Genomic DNA, 25,250 nt, shown 5'->3' on the forward strand with positions numbered 1-25,250 from the left:
GCCGGCGCCTCACCCAGAAGAAACCCTTGAAGGAAATTCCGATGAAGAAGATCACCACGACCGGTCTCGCGCTGATCGCGCTTGCAACCGCCGCTGCTGCCGCGTTCGCCCATGAACAGCACGGCCACTCATCCTATGCAGCCGGCGAACCTGGCAATCCGAACAAGCCATCGCGCACGATCGAGGTCGAGATGAGCGAGATGGCGTTCAAGCCCGCCAACATCGAGGTCAAGCGCGGGGAGCAGATCCGCTTCGTGATCCGCAACGTCGGCAAGGAGGACCACGAATTCCTCCTCGCCACCACGACGGAGAATTTGAAGCACGCCGAGGTGATGAAGAAGCATCCGCACATGGAGCACGATGATCCCAACGGCGTCCGCCTCGCGCCGACCAAGTCGGCCGAGATCGTCTGGAAATTCACCCAAGCCGGCAGCTTCGAATATGCCTGCCTGATCCCCGATCACCGCGACTACGGCATGGTCGGCCGCATCACCGTGAAATGAACAACGAGCGAAGGAGAACAAGAATGAACGGGATCATCCGTATGGCCGCAGCGGCGACGCTCGCGACCAGCTTGCTGGCGCAGGCGGCCTGGGCGCAGGGCGCCGCGATCGACGGCGAAGTCAAGAAGATCGACGAGAGCGCCGGCAAGATCACGCTCAAGCACGGCCCGGCCAAAAGCCTTGGCATGGAAGAGCCAATGACCATGGTCTACCGCGTCAAGGAACCCGCCGTGCTCAAACAGGTGAAGGTCGGCGACAAGGTACAGTTCGAGGCCGAGGAAGCCGCGTCGGGCTATACGGTGACGAAGTTGCAGAAGGCGAAATGAACGTCAGGGGCGCTTTTGGTCTCACCTTCGTTCCGGCCTGGTCCGGGATCGGATCCGGCCTGTTGCGCCACAACTTCCGATTCCGGATCGCCATTGCCGCGGCGCTCGGCGCCGCAATTTTTGAAGGACGGGACCTTCCAGCGGCCATCCACCTGTGCGAAACTTGGACCATGGACATCCGCCAACTGCTCAAGCTCCTGGTCGCGCTGCTGGTGACGGCAAGCCTGACCCTGGCGCCGCTCGCCACCTCGGCCGCGGCGGAGCATTTGCTGTCGTCCGCCGGTGTCCAGATGGCGCCGATGGCGGATGATCATGACATGGCAGATATGGATATGGCGGACATGCCCTGCTGCCCGGACAAGCAGAAGAGCCCCGCTTGCCAGGATTGTCCGCTGGTTGCGATCTGCATGATGCAGGTCCTGCTGGCCGGCCCATCGACCAGCATGGTGGAAGTGAACCGGCAGCTCGACGAACAGCTACGTCCGCTCAACGACATCATCGCGGACGGGCTGGCGCGCCCACCTCCCGACCATCCCCCTCGAACTTTGGCCTGACCGGCGTCACGGCGCCGGACGCTGCCGCGTGGCTTGCGACGCCGCGCGGATGACACGTGCTGCGCGAGCAGCAGGCCAATCAATTCGAGGAATGGAAAAATGAAATCGTTCAACCACAGGCGCGCCATATCGGCGGCGCTCATCGGCATGGCCATACTGGGCACGATCGGCACCGCGCGGGCCGAGATCAAGGACTACGAATTCCAACTGGTCGATCAGACCGTCCAGGCGGGAGCGGACAAGATCATCGCGGTTCGGCTGGTCAACAAGAAGACCGGCAAGCCGGTGCCGGACGCAGTGATCTTCGCCACGCGGCTGGATATGGCGCCCGACGGTATGCAGGAGATGGCGACCAAGGTCACCGCCGTGCCCGGCGGCGAGCCAGGATTGTACAAGTTCAAGGCCACTCTGGGCATGGCCGGCCGCTGGCAGCTTTCGCTCGGTGCCAAGGTGCAGGGCGAAACCGGCGCGGTCGAAAACAAGCTCGTCGTCACGGCCCAAAAATGACCCGCGCCATTGTGATCGGCGCCGCCGCTGCGAGTTTCGCAGCGGCGGGTCTCGCCATTTTCGCCGACAGACTTCCGTCGAAGCTCGCGGGCTACACCGTGTCGTACGCGGCCGCCGCCGAAAGCGGCACGCCTGCGAACACCCGCAAGATCAAATACTACCGCAACCCGATGGGGCTGCCGGATACCTCGCCGACACCGAAGAAGGACTCGATGGGGATGGACTACATCCCCGTCTACGAGGGTGAGGAGACCGACGACGGCTCTATCAGGCTGTCGCCGGGCCGGATCCAGCGCACCGGCGTCAAGTCCGAGCCGGTGATGCTGCATATCGTCAGCACATTGGTGCGCGCGCCGGGCACGATCCAGCTCGACGAGCGCCGCGTCTCGGTCATCGCCATGCGCGCCGAAAGCTATGTGCAGAAGGTCGCCGATGTGACCACCGGCAGCCGGGTGACAAAAGGCCAGCCGCTGATGGAGATCTACAGCCCCGCGGTCTCCTCGGCCGCCGCCGAATATCTGGCAACCATCACCTCGAAGACCACGGCGACGATCGAAAGCTATGGCCGGGGCTCCCGGCAGCGGCTGATGAATCTCGACGTGCCGGAGTCCGCCATCGCGACGATGGAAAAGACCAAGGCTGTGCCAATCGTGATCGAATGGTCGGCGCCGCGCGACGGCATCGTGCTGGAGCGCAATGCGATCGAGGGCATGCGCGCACAGCCCGGCGACGTGCTGTTCCGCGTCGCCGACACCTCGCTCGTTTGGGCGGTCGTCGACGTGGCGGAACGCGATGTCGGCGGCGTGGCGGTTGGCCAGCCCGTCACCGTGCGCGCCCGCAGCTTTCCGGGCCGCATCTTCGCCGGCAAGGTCAGCGTGATCTATCCGCAGGTGAACCGCGAGACCCGCACGGTCCGCCTCCGGATCGAGCTTGACAATGCCGACCTCGCGCTGCTTCCGGACATGTATGTCGATGCGGAGATCGAGGTCGGCAGCCAGGATCCCGTGCTCGCGGTGCCCGACAGCTCCGTGCTCGACACCGGCAACCGGCAGACGGTCATCATCGACAAGGGCGGCGGCCGGTTCGAGCCGCGCGAGGTCAAGGTCGGACATCGCGGCGGCGGCTATGTCGAGATCACGCAAGGCATCAGCGAAGACGACATGGTCGTGACCTCGGCCAATTTCCTGATCGACGCCGAAAGCAACCTCAAGGCGGCGCTGAAGGGCTTTTCCAAGGCCGGCAGCGCGCAGGAGACATCGTCAACCAGCGGCATGGGAGGACGGCCATGATCGCCCGCGTCATCACCTGGTCGGCACGCAACCTGTTGCTGGTACTGTTCGGCACCGGCTTCGCCGCGGCGGCCGGACTCTATGCGCTCCTTCATTTGCCGCTCGATGCAATTCCCGATCTCTCCGACACGCAGGTGATCGTCTACACCGAATATCCGGGCCAGGCGCCGCAGGTGATCGAGGACCAGGTCACCTATCCGCTGACGACAGCGATGCTGACGGTGCCGAAGTCGAAGGTCGTGCGCGGCTTCTCGTTCTTCGGAGTCTCCTTCGTCTATGTGATCTTCGAGGACGGCACCGACATCTATTGGGCGCGCTCGCGCGTGCTTGAATTCCTCAATGGCGCCGCCTCACGCCTGCCGGCCGGCGTGACGCCGACGATCGGACCCGACGCCACGGGCGTCGGCTGGGTCTACCAATACGCGGTGATGTCGAAGGAGCTGAACCTCGCCGACACCCGCACGATTCAGGATTGGAATCTGAAATTCGCCCTCGCCAAGGCCGAAGGCGTCGCGGAGGTCGCTGGAATCGGCGGCTTCGTCAAGCAGTACAACGTGATCCTCGATCCGCAGCGGATGCGCGACCGCGGCATCACCATGCAGAGGATGCGCGAGGCGATCCGTGCCAGCAACGCCGACGTCGGCGGCCGCACCGTCGAATTGTCCGAATTCGAATACGTCATCCGCGGCAAGGGCTACATCAAGGATGTCAACGACCTCGGCAATATCGTGCTCAAGACCACCAACGGCACGCCGGTGCTGCTGCGCGACGTCGCCCGCGTCGAGCTCGGCCCGGACGAGCGGCGCGGCATCGCCGAGCTCAATGGCGAGGGCGAGGTCGCCAGCGGCATCGTGCTGCAGCGATTCGGCGTCAACGCGCTCGACGTCATCGAGAACGTCAAGAAACGGTTCAAGGAGATCGCGACCAGTCTGCCGAAATCGGTCGAGATCGTGCCGGTCTACGATCGCTCGAACCTGATCAACGCCGCCATCGATACGCTGAAGCACACACTGCTTGAGGAGAGCTTCGTCGTCGCTCTCGTCTGCATCGTGTTCCTGCTGCATGTCCGCAGCGCGATGGTTGCGATCCTGATGCTGCCGGTTGGCGTGCTGATGGCGTTCGGCGCGATGAAACTGCTCGGCATCGGCTCCAACATCATGAGTCTCGGCGGCATCGCCATTGCGATCGGCGCCATGGTCGACGCCGCCATCGTCATGATCGAGAACGCGCACAAGCATCTCGAGCGTGCCAAGCCCGGACAGTCGCGCCTCTCGATCCTGATCGACGCCGCGGCGGAAGTCGGGCCGGCGCTGTTCTTCAGCCTGCTGATCATCACCGTCTCCTTCATGCCGATCTTCACACTGGAATCGCAAGAGGGCCGGCTGTTCAGCCCGCTCGCGTTCACCAAGACCTTTGCGATGGCGGCCGCCGCCCTACTGTCGGTTACGCTGGTGCCGGCGCTGATGGTGATCTTCGTCCGCGGCCGGATCGTTCCGGAGCACAAAAATCCGATCAACCGCTTCCTGATCTGGATCTATCGCCCCGTCATCAAGGGCGTGCTGCGCGCCAAGACGCTCGTCGTGCTGCTCGCGCTCGCCGTCCTCGCTGTGACGGTCTGGCCGGCGCGACAGCTCGGCACCGAATTCATGCCGAACCTGAATGAAGGCACGCTGCTCTACATGCCGACCACGCTGCCGGGCATCGCCGTAACGAAAGCCGCCGAGCTGATGCAGATGCAGGATCGCATCATCCGCTCGTTCCCCGAGGTTTCGTCGGTCTACGGCAAGGCCGGACGCGCGGCGACCGCGACCGATCCGGCGCCGACCGAGATGTTCGAGACCATCGTCAACCTGAAACCCAAGGAGCAGTGGCGTCCCGGTGTCACGGTCGACAGCCTGATCGCGGAGATGGACAAGGCGCTGCAATTCCCCGGCGTCTCCAACGCGTGGACCATGCCGATCAAGGCGCGCATCGACATGCTCTCGACCGGCATCCGCACGCCGATCGGCGTGAAAGTGATCGGTACCGACCTGGTCGAGATCGATCGTCTTGCCAAGCAGATCGAGCAGGTGCTCAAAGCCGTGCCGGGGATATCGTCAGCCTATGCCGAGCGCGGCATCGGCGGCTATTATCTCGAGATCACCCCGGACCGCACGGCGCTGGCGCGCTACGGCATGTCGGTCCAGGACGTGCAGGACACGATCGCAACCGCGCTCGGCGGACAGACGGTCACGACGACAGTCGAGGGCCGGCAGCGCTTCACCGTCAACATGCGCTATCCCCGCGATCTCCGCGATAACCCGAAAGCGATCGGAAGCGACATCCTGGTGCCGATGCCGGCCGGAGGCGCGGTGCCGCTCGGCGAGGTCGCCACCATCCAGCCGGCGCGCGGCCCGACCTCGATCCGGACCGAAAACGGACAGCTTGCGACCTACATCTATGTCGACATCCGCGACCGCGACCTCGGCGGCTATGTCGCCGACGCGCAACGCGCGGTGCAGGCCAGCGTCCAGTTTCCGCCGGGCTATTACGTGATCTGGAGCGGCCAGTACGAATATCTCGAACGCGCGATGGCGCGCCTGAAGATCGTCGTGCCGGCGACCCTCCTGATCATCTTCCTCCTGCTCTACCTCAACTTCCGCTCGGTCACCGAGACCGTCATCGTGATGCTGTCGTTGCCGTTTGCGCTGGTCGGCGGCCTCTGGCTGATGTGGTGGCTCGGCTTCAACCTCTCGGTCGCGGTCGCGGTCGGCTTCATCGCGCTCGCCGGCGTCGCCGCCGAAACCGGCGTCGTGATGCTGATCTATCTCAACCAGGCGCTGGCCGAGATCAGGCAGCGTCGCGCCGCCGAGGGTCGCGCGTTGACCCGGAGCGACCTGCGCGACGCCATCATGGAAGGCGCGGTCGAGCGCGTGCGGCCGAAGATGATGACCGTCGTTGCGATCATGGCCGGCCTGCTGCCGATCATGTGGAGCACCGGCACCGGCTCCGAGATCATGCAGCGGATCGCAGTGCCCATGATCGGCGGCATGGTCTCCTCGACCCTGCTGACGCTGATCGTGATCCCCGCGATCTTCGGCATCGTCAAAGGCTTCGGCCTGCCTCCTGAGGATCGGGACCAATCACGACCGCCCGCCGCAGCGCCGGTGACGGCGAGCAAGGCGCGCGTTCCGGAACCGGCCGAATGATCTCACCTCGCCAGTGAGCAAGCAATCGTCATTCCGCAGCATCGAACCCGGAATCTCGCGCCGCAATTTCGAGATTCCGGGTTCAAAGCGGGATGACTTTTCTTCGAATCGTCATCCCGCTTTAGCTCTTTGTTTGAGCATGATCTTTTTCGGAAAACCGGTGCCCACTTTTCCGGATCATGCTCTAGCGCGGGGCCCCGGAATGACGGTAGGAGATTGCAACCAGCTACGCGCTCGTCGCGTTCGTTGTATGATAGATACAAAGCTGCAAGCGAGAGAGGCGGACGGACTGTGCGACGGATTGAAGATCAAGGTTTCCTGCTGCTGCTGTTCGTCGTCACCCTGGCGTTCGCCTGGATCCTGCAGCCGTTCTATGGCGCGGTGCTCTGGGCCATCGTCGTGGCCGTCATCTTTGCGCCGGTCAACCGGAGGATATTGAGATCGGTGGGCGGAAGGGAGACCCTCGCCGCCTCGATCACGGTCCTGCTTATCATCGCGATGGTGCTGCTGCCGCTCGCGATCATCGCGACCTCCCTGGCTCGGGAAGCTGCCGGTCTCTACGCAAAGATACAGTCCGGGGAGTACAACTTCTCCGGCTACGTCCAGCGGGTTTTCGATGCGCTGCCTGCGTGGGCGACCGGCTGGCTGGATCGCTTCAACCTGGGCGATCTTTCGGCCCTGCGCGAAACGTTGACGTCCGGCCTCATGAAGGGCGGGCAGGTTCTGGCGCCTCAGGCGCTCAGCATCGGGATGAACACATTCGACTTCGTGATCAGCCTGGGCATCATGCTGTATCTTCTGTTTTTCCTATTGCGCGACGGTAAGGCAGTGGCGGACCGGATCAGGGAGGCTGTTCCTCTCGAGGCCGATCGGAAGTCCGCGCTGTTCACGCGCTTCGCCGATGTCGTCCGCGCCACCGTCAAGGGTGGCGTGCTGGTCGCGATGGCCCAGGGCGCGCTCGGCGGACTGGCGTTCTGGTTCTTGGGTGTTCACGCGCCGATCTTGTGGGCCGTGCTGATGGCCTTCCTGTCGCTGCTGCCCGCGATCGGCGCCGGGCTGGTCTGGATCCCCGTTGCCATCTATTTCCTGGCAACCGGCGCCATATGGCAGGGCCTCGGGCTGATTGCCTATGGCGTGCTCGTCATCGGCCTGGTGGACAATGTCCTGCGTCCATTCCTGGTCGGCAAGGGCACCAAGCTCCCCGACTACGTCGTGCTGATTTCCACGCTGGGCGGCATCGAAGTCTTCGGTTTGAACGGCTTCGTCATCGGCCCGCTGATCGCCGCCATCTTCATGGTGAGTTGGGACATCTTCGCCACATCGAGGCGGACGTCAGGGAATGACCCGTAGAACGGGTAGAGCGCAGCGAAAACCATCCTACGGATTTCGCGATTTTCCGCTGTCATTCCGGGGCGCGCGAAGCGCGAACCCGGAATCCATTTCTCCGCCTGCGTCTGCAGCCCGATGGATTCCGGGCCTGCGTGCTCCGCACGCATCCCGGAATGACGCCAGACGACAGACAATTCGCTCACAGCCTGTACGTTCTCCTACTCCGCGGCCACAGCGATAGGCACCACCCTCTCGTCACCCAGTCCGGCAAACCGTCGCAAGGCTTCGGCCATCCGCACACGCCCGCTGACGCCGGTGATGATGACGTCGACCATGGTGAAGGAACAATGGAAATGGCCGCGGGCGTTGAGCTGCTCGACCGGTACGCCGGCAGCAGCGAGCGCTTCGGCGTACGCCATGCCCTCGTCACGCAGCGGATCGAACTCGCAGGTCACCACGAAGGCTGGTGGCAAACCCTCGAGCTTGCCGCGTAGCGGCGAGACGCGTGGATCGGTCCGATCGCCGGGCGAGCAGTAGAGGTCCCAGAACCAATACATCAGCGAACGCGTCACGAAGTAGCCCGTCGCATTGTCGACGTAGGACGGCCGATCGAACGTGCAGTCGGTAACCGGGGTCAGCAGGAGCTGTCCCGCGATCTCAGGGCCGCCGCGATCGCGCGCGAGCTGGCAGGTGACGGCCGCGATGTTGCCGCCGGCGCTCCAGCCGGCGACCAGCACGGGTCCCGTCCCGCCCAGCTCGGCCGCATGCTCGGCAATCCAGCGTGTCGCGGCAAAGCCGTCCTCCGCCGCCGTCGGGAAGCGGTGCCATGGCGCATGCCGATAGCCGACGCTGACGAAGATCATTCCGCTTCGCCGGCACATGTCGCGGCAGAACGGATCGTCCGATTGCTCGTCGCCCAGCACCCAGCCGCCGCCATGGAAATAGACCACGATCGGATGCGGTCCCGGCGTCGCCGGCCGATAGAGACGATAGGGCAGCGGACCGTCATTGCCGGGAAGTGTGCCGTCGACGATCTCGCCGATCGGCCGGCCCGCGGGACGGCCCTTGTTGAACTCGTCGAGGAAGTCGCGCGCGCCCTGGGCACCGAGCTGTTCGATCGGCGGCAAGTTCATATCCGCGAGCATGCCGAGCACGAGCCGCACATCCGGTTGCAGGCGTACGACCTCGCCGTCATTGCATTGCTCTGCAACCTTGGGGCCGGTGAGCCTGAAGCCGAGCATGCCGCGGCTGACGATCTCGTTGCAGATGCTGCGATACGGGCCGACGCCGCCGGTATAGGGCATCACGCCGCGCGCCTTGCCCGGAACGTTTGCGCCCGTGTACCAGGTATTGGCGAGCCGATGCAGCGTGACCATCGAGCAGTCGGCCATGTGCCGCGTCCAGCCGGCCTGCGCCGTCTCGGTGGCCTCGATGGTGGTGAAGCCCGCCTCCCGCAGCGCGATCAGCCGGTCGACCACCCAGTCGATGTGCTGCTCGATCGACACCGCCATGTTCGACAGCACCGACGGGCTGCCCGGACCCGTGATCATGAACAGATTGGGAAACTCTGCGACGGTCAACCCGAGATAGGTCTGCGGTCCCTGAGCCCAGACGTCGGACAGCGATTTTCCATGACGTCCCGTGATCGGATGCACGGCCTTGATGGCGCCGGTCATGGCGTCGAAGCCGGTGGCGAACACGATCACATCGAGATCGAAGCTGCGCGTGTGGGTCGTGATGCCGGAAGCCGTGATCTCCTTGATCGGCTCCTGCCTCAGGTTGACCAGCGTGACGTTGGGACGGTTGTAGGTGGCGTAATAGTTGGTATCGAGACAGGGACGCTTGGCGCCGAACGGATGATCGTGCGGGGTAAGCGCCTCGGCCGTATCGGAATCCTTCACGACTGCGCGGATCTTCTCGCGGATCAGGTCGCTGACCAGCGCGTTGCCATCGACGTCCACGCCCTGGTCGGCCCAGAGCTGGGTGAGGATGTGGACGAGATCGCCGGCGGCCCACGCCTGCTCGAAGCGCTCGCGCCGCTCGGCATCGCTCAATTGCCAGCTCACGACGGTCTGCTGCGGATAGGGCACGCCGGTGAGCGACCAGCGCGCCTGCTCGCGGTAGCCGGCACAGTCGCCCTCGAGCATCGCAAGCCGATCCGCCGGCCGAGGGCCGTTGTGCGCGGGCAATGCGAAGTTCGGCGTGCGCTGGAAAACCGTGAGGTGTGCGGCCTGCTCCGCGATCAACGGGATCGACTGGATTCCCGATGATCCCGTGCCGATGACGGCAACGCGCTTGCCGGCGAGATTGACGCCCTCATGCGGCCAGCGGCTGGTGAAATAGACGTCGCCCTTGAACTCCTTGACCCCATCGATCTCCGGCGGTTTGGGCGCGGAGAGACAGCCCGTGGCCATGATGTAATAGCGGCAGGAGACGGCCGCGCCATTGTCCGTCGTGAGCAGCCAGCGCTCCGCAGCCTCATCCCACGTCGCCGCCGTGACCTTGGTGCCAAAGCGGATATGGCGCCTGAGATCGTAACGATCGGCGACGAAGCCGAGATAGCGCAGGATTTCAGGCTGGGTCGCATATTTCTCCGACCATTGCCACGCGCGCTCCAGTTCCGGATCGAATGTGTAGCTGTAGTCGATGGTCTGAATGTCGCAGCGGGCGCCGGGATAGCGGTTCCAGTACCAGGTGCCGCCGACGTCGCCGGCCTCCTCCAACGCCACCGTGGTGAAGCCGGCCTTGGACAACCGATGTAGGAGATAGAGGCCCGCAAACCCGGCCCCTACCACTGCGACGTCGACCTGTTGCGCCGTGCCGTTTGTCGCCTCCGAAGCACGTGCTGCAACCATTGCGTCTGGCATGCCATCCTCCCGTGCATTTGATTTTTCGTGAGGCTACATCTGCTTCCCCCGGTCTGTCATCGGACAATTCAATCTTTGGTTGGTGCGCTGCAGCTACTCTTTGTTCTTGTTGGGAAACGGCCGAGCACGATATAGCGCTGACGCTCGGCAAATAGCCGTCGCCCTCTGGAACATGCGATCGCTTTGGCGAACCTGCGCGGAATTCTTCAGCCGAAGCCGACGCCCTCAGCGAGCCCGGCGCAGCATTGGAAACAGCGGTGGCGATGCCCCGACCTGGACCGTGCCGAGGACCTCGAAGCCATGTCGCTGATACAGCGGGATGTTGGCCGGGTTGGTAGATTCGAGATAGGCCGCAACATGATCCCGATCGAACAGCCGAACGGCGTCCCCCAGCAACGCCCCACCACGGCCCTTGCGTCGATGCGCCGGATCGACACCGATCAGCGGCAGATACCAATGAGCTTCCTTGGGATGGTAGGCCGCCATCCCTTCGAAAACCGCGGCCATCTCGGACTCTCGCCCGGCCGGCATGGTCGCTGCAAGCGCCGCCTCGTCGGGTTCGATGCCCGGCGGCAGCCATAATGCCGCACCTGCGTAGTCGTCGACACCGCGCGCCGTATCCTGCTCAAAGGCGCGGCCGCCGAATGCGCGCACCAGCGCCGGGAAAGATGCGAGGTACTGATCCGGATCCGGATAGGCCCAACGCGTCACCGGATCGGCGCTGAAGGCAAGCACCAGAACGGAAATGGCCCGCTCGATATCGGCGGGCGCAACAGCAGTTACGACGGGACCAGAAACTGCGTTCGCCGGACTCATCACATGACCTCCATCCCGGCCCCATTGCCGGGTTCAAGACCAGGATCGAACCACAAATCTGGGGCGTCAATCGGGAGAGGCGGTCAACAAGACGTGCGCTGGCGGTTCGTCCTTGAAACGCATCGGCGACGCGGAAAGCCGCATCGCCGATGGCCTCGCCAAGGATTCAGAAACTAACCGTCATCCGGCCGTTGATCGAGCGCCCCGGCCCTTTGACGTTGTAGCCGTAGGCTGCTGACGACCCCATCATCGAGACCACCTTGTAGTCGACCAGATCTGCGCCGCCGAGCGGCAGGTAGTAGGTCTGATCGAACAAATTGTCGACGCCGAGATCGATCCGGACGTGCTGCCATTGGTAGCCGGTGCGGAGATTGACCAGCGCATAGGAAGGCGTCGTCAGTTCGTTGTGAACCTGGCTGACCTGATCCTTGGAGCCAACGAGCTGCAGTTCGATGCCGTTGGTCCAGCCACCAATGACGTGATCGAGCGCAAGCTTCGCGTTGATCGGCATCACGTGGTAGAGGTCGATGCCGTCCTGCCGCTGGCCACGCACATAGCCGACCGTTCCGCGCAGCTCGCCCCGGCCGTAGCTCGCATTGTCCCACAAAGCGAGACGGCCTTCGAGGTTCACGCCATACAATGTGGCGTCGTGGTTGGCGAAACGCAGATAGACGAAGCCACTGCTGGCCGTGAGGTTATCCGGATTGTTTGCAAGGCAACTGCCGGTCACGCAGCGATCGACGTCGATATAGTCCTGGACGTAGCTCGCATAGGGGGTGACGCTGAAGCTCCAGATCTTGTGCGCCGGATCGTGCCAACCGGCGGTGAAGCTGACCGTGTGCGCCTTTTCCGGCTTCAGGTCCAGATTGCCAACATAGCCATTGCCGTCGCCGAACCACCCGATCATCTGCATGGCCATGGCGTTGGTCGACCAGGCATAGCGTTCGTAGAGGTTCGGCGAGCGCGTCTTGCGCGCAAAGCCGAGTTCGTAATGGCTGGACTGATCGGGTTCATAGCGCACCAGGGCGGAGCCGTCGACATGAACGTCGGTCCGAGCCCGGTCCTGGGCGTTGAAGGCGGCGGCATCCGCGCCATACATCATCGCATTGTAGCCATGGACGTCGCCGGCGTTCATCCACACGACGTCGTTGCGCAAGCCGACGATCGTGGTCCAGTTGTGATCCCAGTGCCGCTCCCATTCGGCAAAGGTGCCGACGCGGTCCCGCTGGCCGCCATTGACGTTGATGAAGGTGTTCGGCCCCATCATCATCGAGCCCGCAACGGGATCCCACCAGTCGTCAATCCGGTTGAGCGTCAGCTCGTTGCCGACCCGCAGCAGGTCGATGTTGGATGCCGCAAACGTGGCCTTCACGGCGTATCCACCATCGATACCATCGGTGTCCATCGGCATGTTGCCGGTTTTGTCCGGGGCAATGAATCCCATCGTGTGCCGGATCTGATGGACGAAGGCGCTGGCCTCGAGCTTGCCCCAGTCGAAGTCTCCTTCGTAACGGCCGTTGGCGTACAGGCCACGGTTGTAGACCATGTCCATGTACTGGTTGACGTAGCCCTGATAGGGGATGAACTGGCCGCCGACCTGGAACGTGAACAGGTTGCCAAAGGTGCGCTTGGAAATGCTGAGCGCGTGGTTCTGGGTCTCATAGAGTGTCGATTTGATCGTGGTGCCGTCGCCCGCCTTGTAGTCGCCGGCGCGCACCCAGCCGCCGGTGTAGGTGACGCTGGTGTCGCGGTTGGCGAGCGTCGCGGTGGCGTCGATGCCGTAGGCGTTGCCGTTGCTGCGGAAGAAGCCTGAGACGGTTGCGGTCGATAACCACCCGGACGGGTCATTCGCGAACACAGGAGGCGCGGTGGTGACATCGATGCGCGCCCCGATGTAGTCGCCGCCCGTGCTGACCGGCGCGATGCCGAGATAGGCCCGCATCTTGGCGATCATGGTCGGATTGACGAAAGACAGCGGCGGATTCATTTCGTTCGGACAGGCGGGGCTGATCAACATGCTGTTGATCGCGACCTGCACCCGGTCGGCGCCGAACCCGTTGATCGCGGGCAGGCTCGATACGCCGCCGGCGCCCCATACCGCACCTCCCGGCAATTCAGTGACGAGCGAAGCTGAATCGCTGGTCGACAGGCCGCGATCGAAGGCGGTCCGCGCAGTCACGGTCGCGTTGCCCGCAGGCTGCGGCGGATGCTCAGCCGGGCGCTGGGCTACCTCGGGGTGATGGGCCGCCGCGGGACTCGTCGGACGACGCGCGTTCGATCGTTGATGCACGGAATGTCGTCGATGCGGTGCGGCAACGTCGACCGGGGGAAGCCTATGGGCCGTCTGCGCAGCGACGCTCGTTACGGCTGGCGGCGCCAGTGTGATGGTGGCGGTCAGCGCCGATGAAATGAGGGCACTGGACAGGTAGAGAGTGGATCGGCCGAGGCCGGACGAAGGCTTGCTCATGATGATAGGACTCGATGTGGCGCAGCATCGTCGCGCATAAGGGTGACGCCCCTGCCCGGCGATCAGGCCGGACAGGCAAACGAAATCGGGACATGCCTTCGCGCGCCGTCGAGGACAGCGATCGAACGGTCATGCTGGTTGAAGGAAAAGGCGTCGGGCTTCGATGGATTGTCGAAGCGGTGCCGCGGCTCGCCTTACGAAATGGAAGGCGGTGCTCGCGCCTGCGTATTGGAGCCTGCGCGGGAGGCTACATGGGTCTGTCGGCGCGCGTGCCAGACCATCCGGACCGACTGCCGATATGGCGTCGCGAACGCGATGGCCTGCGGCGCATCAAATGACGCATTTGCCTGAGCCGCGCAGCAAATTAGACAAGCGATGCCATGCGCGCGTTGGCTGGTATCCCGATCGGCGCTCGCTGCCGACGCGGTTGAATCGCTGTGACAGATTTCAGCAAAGCCGACCGGATCGGAAATGGCGATGGCCGCGGCCCAGCAGGTCGCGATCGGCGCCAGAATCTGCACCGCCAGCGCGATCAGAACGATCGGAAGAAATCTTTGCAACCGCTGCCGCATCAGCCCACCCGACCAAATTCCTAGCACCCGAGGGTTTGAGTGTCGAGATAAGGCGGTTCAACCAGGCCGTTTCTTCATCGCGAACTTGTCCTGTCGCAAACTCCGGCCAAGAGATAGCTTTGACGGGAGAAGCGCGGAACCGATCGGAACCATTCGATCAACGATCCGTCAGGATTGCCGACGCATCGCGGCGTCGATTGACATGGCCGGCAGCAAGGAGTTTATTTCGCTTTACGGGGATTAGGCGATCTCCCCGCGAGGCGACATGCCCAAGTATCGCGTCCTTAATGATGAGGGACGCAGCATGTCTTCATACACATCCATTTCCCCTGATAAGCTTTCACGACTGATCGGCACCGCCGGTGCGCCTGTTCTGATCGACGTCCGCCTCGATGACGACTTCGCGGCGGACCCGCGCCTGATCCCGGGCGCGACCCGCCGCTCGCATCTCGATACCAACGACTGGGCACGAGAGCTGGCCGGACGGTCGGCCATCGTCATCTGCAACAAGGGCGAGAAGCTCAGTGAAGGCGCCGCCGCCTGGCTCCGCCACAACGGCATCGCGGCGGAGATCCTGGAAGGCGGCCATCTCGCCTGGAAACAGGCGGAGCTGCCGACCGTGCCCGCCGACAGGATTCCGCAGCGTGACGGGCGCGGGCGCACCGTCTGGGTGACGCGATCGCGGCCGAAGATCGATCGCATCGCCTGCCCCTGGCTGATCCGTCGTTTCGTCGATCCCGCCGCGGTCTTCCTGTTCGTCGCGCCTGCGGAAGTCGTCGCGGTGGCCGAGCGCTTCGCCGCCACGCCGTTCGACATCGAGAACGTGTTCTGGAGCCACCGCGGCGAACTCTGCACGTTCGACGTGATGGTGGAGGAGTTCGGCCTGTCAACGCCCGCACTGGAGCGGCTGGCCGTCATGGTGCGCGGGGCCGATACCGCGCGCCTTGATCTTTCTCCGGAGGCGCCGGGCCTGCTCGCAGTCTCGCTCGGCCTGTCGCGCATGTACGACGACGACCTCGAGCAGCTCAACGCCGGTCTTCTTCTCTACGATGCCTTCTATCGCTGGTGCCGCGACGCGACCAAGGAGACCCATAACTGGCCGACCAGCAAGGTGAAGCCATGACCGCGCTCACCGCAGGCCAGAAAGCCGCTTCGCGCGAGGAGGCGCACGGCATCGCCTTTTCTGACGCGCTCGCGGTCTGGCTGCGCGTCGCGATCTTGAGCTTCGGCGGCCCGGCCGGGCAGATCGCGGTGATGCATCGCATCCTCGTCGAGGAGAAGAACTGGATTTCGGAAGCGCGCTTCCTGCATGCGCTCAACTATTGCATGCTGCTGCCCGGACCCGAGGCGCAGCAGCTTGCAACCTATATCGGCTGGCTCCTGCATCGGACCGTCGGCGGGATCGTGGCGGGAGGCCTGTTCATCCTGCCCGGCGTCATCGCCATCATGGCGCTGAGCTACATCTACGCCGCCTACGGCAATGTCGGCTTCGTCGAGGCGCTGTTCTTCGGCCTCAAGGCGGCCGTCCTCGCGATCGTGATCCAGGCGGTGGTCCGGATCGGCAAGCGCGCCCTTCGCAACCCGGTCATGATCGCAATCGCGGCGATCGCCTTCGTCGCGATCTTCTTCTTCGCCGCGCCGTTTCCCTTGATCGTCGTGGCTGCCGGCGTCATCGGCTACATCGGCGCCCGGCTCGGCAGGCCCGAATTCGCCGCAATCGAGCACGGCGGAAAGGATGCCGCCGTGATCGACAGCCTGCTCGACGAGATGGTCCCGGAGCACGTTCGGCCCAGCGCGTCCCGGGCGCTGCGCGTCGGCGCCATCTGGCTCGCGCTCTGGCTCGTTCCGGTCGCCGCGCTGCTCATTGGCCTCGGTCCGTCGAACGTCTTCAGCCAGATCGCGATCTTCTTCAGCAAGATGGCGATGGTGACGTTCGGCGGCGCCTATGCCGTGCTGGCCTATGTCGCGCAGCAGGCCGCCAACTACTATCATTGGGTCGAGCCTCGCGAGATGCTCGACGGCCTCGGCATGGCCGAGACGACGCCGGGACCGCTGATCATGGTCGTCCAGTTCGTCGGCTTCATGGCGGCATTCCGTGAGGCAGGCGGGCTGTCCCCGATGCTGGCGGGCACGCTCGGAGGATTGCTCGCGACCTGGGTCACGTTCACGCCCTGCTTCCTCTGGATCTTCCTCGGCGCTCCCTACATCGAGACCATGCGCGGCAACAAGGCGCTCGCCGGCGCGCTCTCGGCGATCACCGCCGCGGTCGTCGGCGTCATCCTCAATCTCTCGATCTGGTTCGCGCTGCACACGATCTTCCGGCAGACCGTCCCGGTGCAAGGCTTCGGCCTCTCCTTCGATGCGCCGGTACTGCGCAGCGTGGATTGGCCGGCGCTGGCGCTGTCGATCGCGGCCGCCACCGCGATCTTTCGTTTCAACATAGGGATGCTCGTCGTCCTCGCGGCGTCCTGCATCGCCGGCGTCCTGTTGCGCCTGACCGGCATCATCTGACCACGAGTAGGCCAACAGGATGACGATAACAGCGAACAACAGGCTGGAGGCACAACCTTGGAGCAAGGACCATGAGACGACTGATCTCCGGCGCCGCCCTTTGCCTGATGATGACGGGCGCGCTGTCGCCTGCCTATGCCCTGACGCAACAGGAACTCGTCGCGAAGCTCGAGTCCGCCGGCTATTCGCAGGTCGGTGAAATGAAATCGACCGCCGAAGGCATCGTCGTGAAGGCCGTCAAGGATGGCAAGGAAGTCCAGATCGTCGTCGACAGCAGCGGTCAAATCAAGGAGCGGCGGTAGAGCCGCGCACCGCGGCCGCAAGCCCAAGTATCCCGACTACACAAACTGCAACAAGAGGAGCCAATCCCCATGACCATGAAAACTCGCTTTGCCGCCATCGCCGCGGCCTTGCTGTTGCCGAGCTTTGCTGCGGCTCAGCCCGCCGATTGGAACATCTTTGCGGAGCCGTTCATCTCGGAAGCTCACGCAGAGGCGATCGACTGGAAAAAGGTGGACGCAGCGCTCGGCAAGACCGCGACCGTCAGCGGCGAAGTCCATCGCTATGGCCTGCCGCGGTCCGATCTGCACGTCACCCTCGACGGCGTAGCGATCAAGCCCGCGCTCGCGCTCGGCGGCTGGGTGGCCTTCGCCCCAATGGACGGCCAGGCGATGGTGATGGGCGATCTCGTCCTGCTCGAATCCGAGATCACGCCTGTCATGACGAAGCTCTTGAACAGCGGGCTGGACATCACGGCGGTCCACAACCACATCCTGCGCGCCTCGCCGGCGACGTTCTACATGCATGTCGCCGGGCACGGCGATCCGGCGAAGCTGGCTAGCGCGATCCACGAGGCGCTGTCGACCGGCAGCAAGACGCCGTTCGCGCCGCTGGCGACATCAGCCGGTCCGGCCCCCACCGTCGACCTCGACACTGCGAAGCTCGACGAGATCATGCACGCCAAGGGGAATGTCACCGGCGGCGTCGATCAGTTCACGATCCCGCGCCGCGAGCCGGCGACCGAAGCAGGCATGGAGGTCAGCCCCGCGATGGGCGGCGCCAACGGGATCAACTTCCAGCCGACCGGCGGCGGCAAGGCCGCCATCACCGGCGACTTCCTCGTCACCGGCGATGAAGTCAATCCGCTGATCCGAGCGTTGCGCGCCGGCGACATCGAAGTGACTGCGATCCACAGCCACATGCTCGACGAGCAGCCGCGGATGTTCTTCATCCATTTCTGGGCCAATGACGACGCGCTGAAGCTCGCCCGAGGCATCCGCGCCGCGCTCGACAAGACAGCCGTGGCGCAGAAGTGAGAACGGGGCCCATGGGTGCGCCCGCCGCGATTGGAGCGGGTCCATGATCTCCGCGGCCGCTACCGCTCACGATACGTCCCGCGAGCTCCTGCGCGTGGAAGACCTCGTTAAGCGGTATGGCCGGGAGGCGGCGGTCGCGCATGTCTCGTTTTCCGTCGCGACCGGGGAAATCCTTGGCATTGTCGGTCCGAACGGGGCCGGGAAGACGACCTTGCTGGAAGCGCTTGTGGGCCTGCTCGCGGCGGAGCAAGGTGCCGTGTTCTGGTGCGGAGAGGAATTGCCGCCGCCGCGGAGAAAGGAAGCGCTGTTCTATCTGCCCGACGGCATGCGCCCCTATCAGGACCGGTTCGCGATCGACGTCATGACCTTCTTCGCGCGGGTCTACCGACGAACGGATGCACAGACGGCCGCAACCATTACTGCCGTCGGATTGACGCCGGTCCTTGGCAAGCGCGTACATGCGCTGTCCAAGGGCTACAATCGCCGGCTGCTGTTGGGGATCGGCCTGCTGACACCGCACGACGTGCTGGTCATGGACGAGCCGTTCGACGGCTTCGACATCAGGCAGACGCGAACCATCATCGATGTGATCCGCCAGGAAGCGACGCGGGGACGCACCTTCATCCTTGCCATCCACCAGCTCGCGGATGCCGAGCGTGTCTGCGACCGCTTTCTTCTGCTCGCCGGAGGAAAGACGCGCGGTATCGGCACTCTCGACGAATTGCGCGCGAAAACCGCGCTGGCGAGCGGTTCGCTGGAGGAGATTTTTCTTGCGCTTACCTGAACCATATCGCGCTCGCGAGGCGCCGCTCGCTCCGTTGCTCGCAAAGGAACTGGCCGAAATTGTCTGCGGCCGGGCGCTATGGACGATGCTGCTCTTGGTCTGTCCATTGATCGGCTATAGCTTCGCTCAAGCCGTCTCGCTCTATGGCGAAGCGAGCGCATCGGCGCGGCAATCTCCGGTACTGGCAGCAAGCCTGTCGCCGCTCGACGGCGTCCTGGTGCCGACCTTCGGCTCCTTCTACGTCGCGGTCACGCTGCTGTTCCCATTCGTGGCGATCCGCGTGCTGGGCCAGGAAAAGGAGTCGGGCGCGCTGCGCCTGTTGGTCCAGTTACCCTACCGATCCTCGACACTCATCCTTGCCAAGCTGGCCGCCGTGCTCGCGGCCTGGGCCCTGGTCGGCATCCCCGCCGTTTCAGCACTCGCGATCTGGGCGATGATGGGCGGGCATCTTGCGGCGTCCGAGACCGTCAATCTCCTGTTCGGCCATCTGCTCTATGGCCTGCTCGTGGGCGCGATTGCACTGTTCGCCGCGACCATTGCCGACAGCTCAGCCACTTCAGCCATCATCGCGCTGGCGGTGACGATCGGATCATGGGTGCTCGACTTCACCCTCGCCGGCCATTCCGGCCTCGCGGCCTTTGTCGCACAACTATCGCTGACGCAAGCGCTGCGCCCGTTCGAACAAGGCTTGCTCTCCGCCGGGCTGGTGCTCGGCGTGACCGGCGCAATCGCCGGCCTGTCCGCCCTCGCCTCCGTCTGGCTGCCGCCCGGCGTGCCAACACAAACCAAGTGCATGCGTTCCGTCCCATGCGTGCTCGCCACCTTGCTGGTGCTCGGTCTGGCGACGCAGATCAGGCAATCGGTCGATGTCACCGAGGACCGGCGAAACTCCTTCCCGGCTGCCGATGAACGCCTGCTCGCCATGCTCCGATTGCCTCTGATCATCAAGGTCAATCTCGCACCCGAGGATCCACGCTACGCCGATCTGCAGCGCAACGTGCTGGCAAAGCTCGATCGCGCGATGCCGAACGTCTCGATCATCCTCGCCGGCAGCCATCGCGATGCCGCCCGCCAATCGGCCAACGATGCTTATGGCGAAATCGAATATTCCTACGGCGCCCGATCGGATATCAGCCGCTCGACCAGTCCACGCGAAGTCCTGCCGCTGCTGTATACCCTCGCTGGCGTGCAACCGCCCGCGCCCGCTCGCGGTGAAGAATATCCGGGCTATCCGCTGGTCGCCACGGCGGATACGGCACTGTTCTGGTTCGTCGGCGGACTACCGCTGTTGATCGCAGGCGCGTGGTGGTGGAGCCGACGCCCGCCCGCCATATCACTGTTCGAAGGAGCTCAATCATGACCGCGGGAGGAAGCTTCAAGCCCGTCGCTGCGGCGATGGTTCTCGCAGCGCTTGCGCTGCCGGCACTCGCTGGGCAGCCGACGAAAATCGACTTTGTCGACGAAACCATTGGCGCTGAGCCGAAATCGCTCGTACCGGTCGTCGGCATCTGGCGGATCGAGAACGACAGCGGCAAGAAGGTGCTCGCGGTGGACGGCCGGCAGTGGAAGGAGGGAGAATCGTCTGCCGGAATCGCCGACAAGGCGCGCGCGCTTTATGGCGAGCGCTACGCGGAATTCCTCGACCGGGTCCAGGCCTATGCGTATTTCCCCTATGTGATCGCGCCCGACATCCAAGACTTCACCAATGGCGAGATCACAGTGCGCTTCCAAGGATTGTCCGGCCGCATCGATCAGGGTGCCGGAATCCTGTTCAACCTGAAGCCGAACGGCAACTACCTGACCGTCCGCGCCAATTGTCTGGAAAACAACCTCGTGCTCTGGAAGTTCGAGAACGGCAAGCGCTCGTCGGTCAAATGGGTGCGCAACACGCCGACCGCCACGCGCCAATGGCACGACCTCAAGGTCCGCATCATCGGCACAAAGGTCGAGGGCTATCTCGATGGCAAGCTCTATCTCGAGCACACATTGGCGCAGCCCGTCTCGGGCCGCGTTGGCCTGTGGTCGAAGGCCGATAGCCACGTACAATTCTCCGACTACACCGTCACGGCAGCCGACTGAGAAATGCGGTGAACGCGACAGACGAACGCATCATCGGCGGACGGAGGAGCGCGTTCCCATCAGGGAACCTAGGCGGCGACGCGACCGGCCTCCAACTGAAACTCCAAGTCCTCGATAAGCTGCGCCAACCGTTCGCGCGTAAACAGATCGGTCGGTTCCTGTGCCAGCCTTCGGGTTTGCGCAAGCTTTTGTTCCAACTCTTTACGCTCGCGGCGCAACATTTGGAGCTCCTTGCTATGTGGGCGAAGTTCGTCAAATTGATCAATAGAAGTTTACAACTTGTTAAAGCAGCGAACGCTCCGCGTCCGACAAACGGGAACGGTTTGTGCGGAACTCATGCTTGAACAAAGATGAGATGATGATCCAGCGCCCGTTCTCCGTTGCTTCAACGAAAAGCCAGAAACGTAATCCGCCATCCGTTGCGTCTTTGACCGCGGGTTACTCCATTCACTCTCACCCACGATTCTCGCCTCCCCGGACGCCAAGTGTTGCGGCTGTAACCGTTGCTTGGGCGAGACAAACTTCGGTGATGCCGCTCATCGATAACGGCGGCGCTTCGGACTCCTGATAGAATTCATCAGGGAGCGTCAGCTAAGCGCCGTCCCACGATGACGATCGTGCAAGAGGGAAGATGATGGCCGACGATCTCACCGCTCGTGTTCAGACCAATCAGCAGAAGCTGAGAGCCGAGTTGAAGTCGCACTATGACTTCATCATTTGCGGGGCGGGGTCGTCAGGTTCGGTCGTCGCACGGCGTTTGGCGGAGAATGCCGACGTCAGCGTCCTCCTGCTTGAAGCCGGCGGCAGCGATGACGTGCCTGAAATCATGGACCCGTCGCGCTGGCCTGCCCTTCGCCGCGGCGAACATGACTGGTCTTTCAATGCGACGGCAAATCCTCGGTTGAACGATCGCGCCATTCCGATGTCCATGGGCAAGGTGCTCGGTGGCGGATCCAGCATCAATGTGATGGTCTGGTCGCGCGGCCACAAGGCGGATTGGGATGACTTCGCGGCGGAAGCCGGTGATGACGGCTGGAACTATCAATCCGTGCTGCAGATCTATCGGCGCATCGAGGACTGGGACGGCGCACCGGATACGGCCCGCCGCGGGACGGGCGGGATGGTCTTCGTGCAGCCGGCGCCTGATCCGCATCCTCTCGCCGCCGCCATGCTCGAGGCCTTTGCGGCCGTCGGCGTTCCGACGTTTGATGACCAGAATGGCGTGATGATGGAGGGGCATGGTGGTGCCGCCATCACCAACCTGTGCCTCCGCGATGGCCGACGGCAATCCATCTTCCGCTCCTATGTCTATCCTGTCATGGACCGCCCAAACCTCACGGTCCTGACCGGCTCGCTCGTCACTCGTCTGACCCTGGCCGGCAAGCGAGTGACCGGCGTGGAGCTCGCGTATGCGGGTAAGGTGCGTCGCATCGGTGCCAATGAAGTCGTGCTGTCGCTGGGCGCCATTCATACGCCCAAGCTGCTCATGCAGTCCGGTATCGGCGACGAGGCCGAAGTGAAACGCCTCGGCATTCCTCTTGTCCAGCATCTGCCGGGCGTCGGCAGGAACTTCCAGGATCACTTCATGGCGCCATGCGTCTGGGAAGCGTCGGGGCCTATTGAACGCCGCAACAATTTGACGGAAGCAACCGCACTTTGGCGCAGTGACGCCGCGCTCGACGTGCCGGACCTGCAGACGCTTATGGTCGAGGCACCCTATGCCAGTCCGCAGGTCGCCAAGGATCCGCTGCCGCCCGATAGCTGGTCGCTGACAAACGCGGTGCTGCGCACCGCCAGCCGGGGCCGCATCCGCCTCACCGGACCCAATCCACACGACCCGGTCGAGATCCATGCGAACTGCCTCGATGATCCCGCCGATCTAAAGGCGCTGAAGACCTGCGTCGAGTTCTGCAGGGCTATCGGCAATTCACCGGCCTTGCGACCTTTCACGAAAAGAGAACTCTTGCCGGGTCCAGTCGACGATTCCGGACTGGAAACGTTCATCCGTAACGCGACGGTCAGCCACTCGCACCAAACCTGCACTGCCAAGATGGGCCGCGACGCGATGTCGGTGGTCGACCACGACTTGCGCGTTTACGGTCTCGATAATTTGCGGATCGCCGACGGATCGGTCCTGCCGCGCGTGACGACCGGCAACACGATGGCCCCTTGCGTCGTCATTGGCGAGCGCGCTGGCGAATTCCTGAAAGCCACTCACCGCCTCGGGCCATAGACGCGTTCCAGGCGTGCGCTATCTGGCAATCCGAACCGGCAGGGTCTCGTAGCCCTTGATGAAATTCGAATACACGCGCTTGGGTTCGCCGATCATCTCTATGCGCTCGAAGCGCTTCAGGATTTCTTCCCAGATGATCTTGAGCTGCAGCTCGGCGAGTCTGAGCCCGACGCATCGGTGAATGCCAAAGCCGAACGACAGGTGTCGGCGCGGCCGCTCGCGATCGATGATGAAGTCGTAAGGCTTCTCGATCACCTCTTCGTCGCGGTTGCCCGAGACGTACCACATAGCGACTTTGTCACCCTTCCTGATTTGCTTGCCGCGGAACCCAATGTCGGCAAATGCCGTCCGCCGCATATGTGCAACCGGCGTCTGCCAGCGGATCACCTCCTGCACGAGACCATCGATCAAAGCAGGATTCTTCCTGAGCTTCTCATACTCAGCCGGATGCTGGTGGAGCGCATAGATGCTGCCCGACAAGGTGTTGCGGGTGGTCTCGTTGCCGCCGACGATCAGAAGCAGCAGATTGCCGAGGAAGTTGCCCGGATTCACGTCGCGCGTGCCCTGGCTGTGCGCCAGTAGCGACAGCAGATCGCTCTTCGGCGGCTGATTGACGCGCGCTTCCCAGAGTCGGCTGAAATATCGCACGCATTCTCCGAGTTCAGCCTGCCGCTCGTCCTCGGTCGCGACGACGCCTCCAGGGCCCGGAATGGTCGTCGCGACGTCGGACCAGCGCGTCAGCTTGCGACGATCCTCCCAGGGGAAATCAAACAGCACGGCCAGCATCTGCGTCGTCAATTCGATCGAGACCCGGTCGACCCAGTCGAACGCCTCATTGGTCGGCAGATTGTCGAAGCATTCGACTGAGCGCTCGCGGATGCCGATTGCGAACCGTTCGAGATGTGTTGACGTGAATACTGGAGCTATCGTCTTGCGCTGAGCGGTATGGCGCGGAGGATCCATGCTGATGAAGCTCTCGCGGCGCAGGTCGGGTGTCACGTCGACCAAGGTGATGCCGCCAAGCGCCGAGGCCGAGGAGAACACCGCATGATTGGTTTCGACATCGATGATGTCGTCGTATTTGGTGATGGACCAATACGGGCCGAACATGCTGTCGCTGGTGTAGTGGACAGGATCTTCCTTGCGCAGCCGGTCGAAGTAGGGCCAATGGGTATCGGAGCGGAACAGCTCGGGATCTCCGGGATCGAACTCTTCCAGCGGCAGGGAGAGAGCCCGCTCTCGGGCGCTGTCGTACCGGCTGTCTCGAATAGGATCGGGCGTCCTGCGCATGGCCGGCTCCTTGTCGATCGTTTCCTTTTTCTTCTGCGGAGCGTTTGATCTTCTGCGGAGTGTTTAGTGGGCACGAATCAAATCCATTTGTCCGCATCTCGGCATGTGCGCCGGTTTTCGTGATGCAATTCGCTGATGCGCAATTGCACGTGACAGCCCCCTTCATTGCGAGCCACCGGGGCGGCGCTACCGCGCCGACCCGGTGGCTCGCAATGACGATGTGGATGCTTTGGGTGCGACAAATCAACCCGACGGGCAAATCAGCCAAAAGTCTGTCCATCCCTCGCGCAAAAAACATTCCGCTTTCGCCGTCGGGCAAATCAGTGATTTAACTCCGCGGGTCTCACCCGAATGAGGGGCGGCTCGCGATCGTCACGAACGTTGCGGTGAGATGCGGTGGACGTTGGTGTTGCGACAGACGAACGCAACATCAGCGGACGGCGAAGTCGTGTGGTCCTGGCGCCCCGACGCTGGCGCTAAACTTCTTACGAAGCGACGGTGGCAAGAAAGCCCGGTCACCGGGGAGAGCACGAAGTAAGCCGTAAACCATCGCGCAGGGAAAGCCGGAATGCTTCGGTTGAACCTGTGGTCCTACCCCCGTGCTTTTTGTTGCACGGGA

21 protein-coding genes are annotated in these 25,250 nt (G+C 63.5%); 15 read left to right on the plus strand and 6 right to left on the minus strand.

Annotation, left to right across the window (positions count from 1 at the left end):
- The first annotated feature begins 41 nt into the window (after positions 1-41).
- The 7 genes from ACZYOF_RS23770 (at position 42) to ACZYOF_RS23800 (ending at position 7,717) form a co-directional block, all read left to right on the plus strand.
- Positions 42-503, plus strand: a complete 462-nt coding sequence (locus ACZYOF_RS23770; protein ID WP_463717300.1) for a cupredoxin domain-containing protein — start codon at positions 42-44, stop codon at positions 501-503.
- 23 nt (positions 504-526) lie between these two features.
- On the plus strand, positions 527-829 hold the full coding sequence (locus ACZYOF_RS23775; protein WP_463717301.1) for a copper-binding protein: 303 nt from the start codon (positions 527-529) through the stop codon (positions 827-829).
- 62 nt (positions 830-891) lie between these two features.
- Positions 892-1,383, plus strand: a complete 492-nt coding sequence (locus tag ACZYOF_RS23780; protein ID WP_463717302.1) for a hypothetical protein — start codon at positions 892-894, stop codon at positions 1,381-1,383.
- A gap of 99 nt (positions 1,384-1,482) precedes the next feature.
- Positions 1,483-1,890: a FixH family protein gene (locus ACZYOF_RS23785; RefSeq protein ID WP_130578493.1), complete on the plus strand. Its 408-nt coding sequence runs from the start codon at positions 1,483-1,485 to the stop codon at positions 1,888-1,890.
- A complete protein-coding gene (locus tag ACZYOF_RS23790; RefSeq protein ID WP_463717303.1) occupies positions 1,887-3,179 on the plus strand; it encodes an efflux RND transporter periplasmic adaptor subunit in 1,293 nt (430 codons plus the stop codon). Before ACZYOF_RS23785 ends, ACZYOF_RS23790 begins: the two co-directional genes overlap by 4 nt.
- On the plus strand, positions 3,176-6,367 hold the full coding sequence (locus ACZYOF_RS23795) for an efflux RND transporter permease subunit (RefSeq protein ID WP_463717304.1): 3,192 nt from the start codon (positions 3,176-3,178) through the stop codon (positions 6,365-6,367). Before ACZYOF_RS23790 ends, ACZYOF_RS23795 begins: the two co-directional genes overlap by 4 nt.
- Positions 6,368-6,658: 291 nt before the next feature.
- Entirely contained in the window at positions 6,659-7,717 is a 1,059-nt protein-coding gene (locus tag ACZYOF_RS23800) for an AI-2E family transporter (protein ID WP_463717305.1), read from the plus strand.
- Between the two features lie 197 nt (positions 7,718-7,914).
- Here the strand turns inward: ACZYOF_RS23800 and ACZYOF_RS23805 are convergent, their stop codons facing one another.
- The 4 genes from ACZYOF_RS23805 to ACZYOF_RS23820 form a co-directional block, all read right to left on the minus strand.
- The gene (locus ACZYOF_RS23805; RefSeq protein ID WP_463717306.1) at positions 7,915-10,563 is read right to left on the minus strand and encodes a flavin-containing monooxygenase; all 2,649 of its coding nucleotides are present in this window, start codon (positions 10,561-10,563) and stop codon (positions 7,915-7,917) included.
- 225 nt (positions 10,564-10,788) lie between these two features.
- Positions 10,789-11,379, minus strand: coding sequence for a GNAT family N-acetyltransferase (locus ACZYOF_RS23810; protein WP_463717307.1), 591 nt, complete (start codon positions 11,377-11,379; stop codon positions 10,789-10,791).
- A 166-nt stretch (positions 11,380-11,545) separates the two neighbouring features.
- Positions 11,546-13,846, minus strand: a complete 2,301-nt coding sequence (locus ACZYOF_RS23815) for a TonB-dependent receptor (RefSeq protein WP_463717308.1) — start codon at positions 13,844-13,846, stop codon at positions 11,546-11,548.
- A gap of 194 nt (positions 13,847-14,040) precedes the next feature.
- Positions 14,041-14,418 (minus strand): DUF2946 family protein, encoded by a 378-nt coding sequence (locus ACZYOF_RS23820; RefSeq protein ID WP_130581170.1) that lies wholly within the window; start codon positions 14,416-14,418, stop codon positions 14,041-14,043.
- A gap of 304 nt (positions 14,419-14,722) precedes the next feature.
- On the opposite strand from ACZYOF_RS23820, the gene ACZYOF_RS23825 reads away from it, so the two are divergent.
- From ACZYOF_RS23825 to ACZYOF_RS23855, 7 genes are all read left to right on the plus strand, one after another.
- Positions 14,723-15,541: a chromate resistance protein ChrB domain-containing protein gene (locus tag ACZYOF_RS23825; protein WP_130581169.1), complete on the plus strand. Its 819-nt coding sequence runs from the start codon at positions 14,723-14,725 to the stop codon at positions 15,539-15,541.
- A complete protein-coding gene (gene chrA / locus ACZYOF_RS23830) occupies positions 15,538-16,929 on the plus strand; it encodes a chromate efflux transporter (RefSeq protein WP_463717309.1) in 1,392 nt (463 codons plus the stop codon). The genes ACZYOF_RS23825 and chrA overlap by 4 nt, the downstream gene beginning before the upstream one ends.
- Positions 16,930-17,000: 71 nt before the next feature.
- Positions 17,001-17,231, plus strand: coding sequence for a PepSY domain-containing protein (locus ACZYOF_RS23835; protein ID WP_130581167.1), 231 nt, complete (start codon positions 17,001-17,003; stop codon positions 17,229-17,231).
- A gap of 69 nt (positions 17,232-17,300) precedes the next feature.
- Positions 17,301-18,245, plus strand: a complete 945-nt coding sequence (locus ACZYOF_RS23840; RefSeq protein ID WP_463717310.1) for a DUF1259 domain-containing protein — start codon at positions 17,301-17,303, stop codon at positions 18,243-18,245.
- 43 nt (positions 18,246-18,288) lie between these two features.
- Positions 18,289-19,029, plus strand: coding sequence for an ABC transporter ATP-binding protein (locus tag ACZYOF_RS23845; RefSeq protein WP_463717311.1), 741 nt, complete (start codon positions 18,289-18,291; stop codon positions 19,027-19,029).
- Positions 19,016-20,389, plus strand: a complete 1,374-nt coding sequence (locus ACZYOF_RS23850) for an ABC transporter permease subunit (protein ID WP_463717312.1) — start codon at positions 19,016-19,018, stop codon at positions 20,387-20,389. The genes ACZYOF_RS23845 and ACZYOF_RS23850 overlap by 14 nt, the downstream gene beginning before the upstream one ends.
- On the plus strand, positions 20,386-21,108 hold the full coding sequence (locus ACZYOF_RS23855) for a hypothetical protein (protein ID WP_463717313.1): 723 nt from the start codon (positions 20,386-20,388) through the stop codon (positions 21,106-21,108). The genes ACZYOF_RS23850 and ACZYOF_RS23855 overlap by 4 nt, the downstream gene beginning before the upstream one ends.
- Before the next feature lie 68 nt (positions 21,109-21,176).
- Here the strand turns inward: ACZYOF_RS23855 and ACZYOF_RS23860 are convergent, their stop codons facing one another.
- Entirely contained in the window at positions 21,177-21,329 is a 153-nt protein-coding gene (locus tag ACZYOF_RS23860; RefSeq protein ID WP_165421303.1) for a hypothetical protein, read from the minus strand.
- A 413-nt stretch (positions 21,330-21,742) separates the two neighbouring features.
- On the opposite strand from ACZYOF_RS23860, the gene ACZYOF_RS23865 reads away from it, so the two are divergent.
- The gene (locus ACZYOF_RS23865) at positions 21,743-23,341 is read left to right on the plus strand and encodes a GMC family oxidoreductase (protein WP_463717314.1); all 1,599 of its coding nucleotides are present in this window, start codon (positions 21,743-21,745) and stop codon (positions 23,339-23,341) included.
- An 18-nt stretch (positions 23,342-23,359) separates the two neighbouring features.
- Here the strand turns inward: ACZYOF_RS23865 and ACZYOF_RS23870 are convergent, their stop codons facing one another.
- Positions 23,360-24,631: a cytochrome P450 gene (locus tag ACZYOF_RS23870; RefSeq protein ID WP_463717315.1), complete on the minus strand. Its 1,272-nt coding sequence runs from the start codon at positions 24,629-24,631 to the stop codon at positions 23,360-23,362.
- Between the last annotated feature and the right edge of the window lie 619 nt (positions 24,632-25,250).

It is taken from the genome of Bradyrhizobium sp. LeoA1Lang, assembly GCF_055413685.1.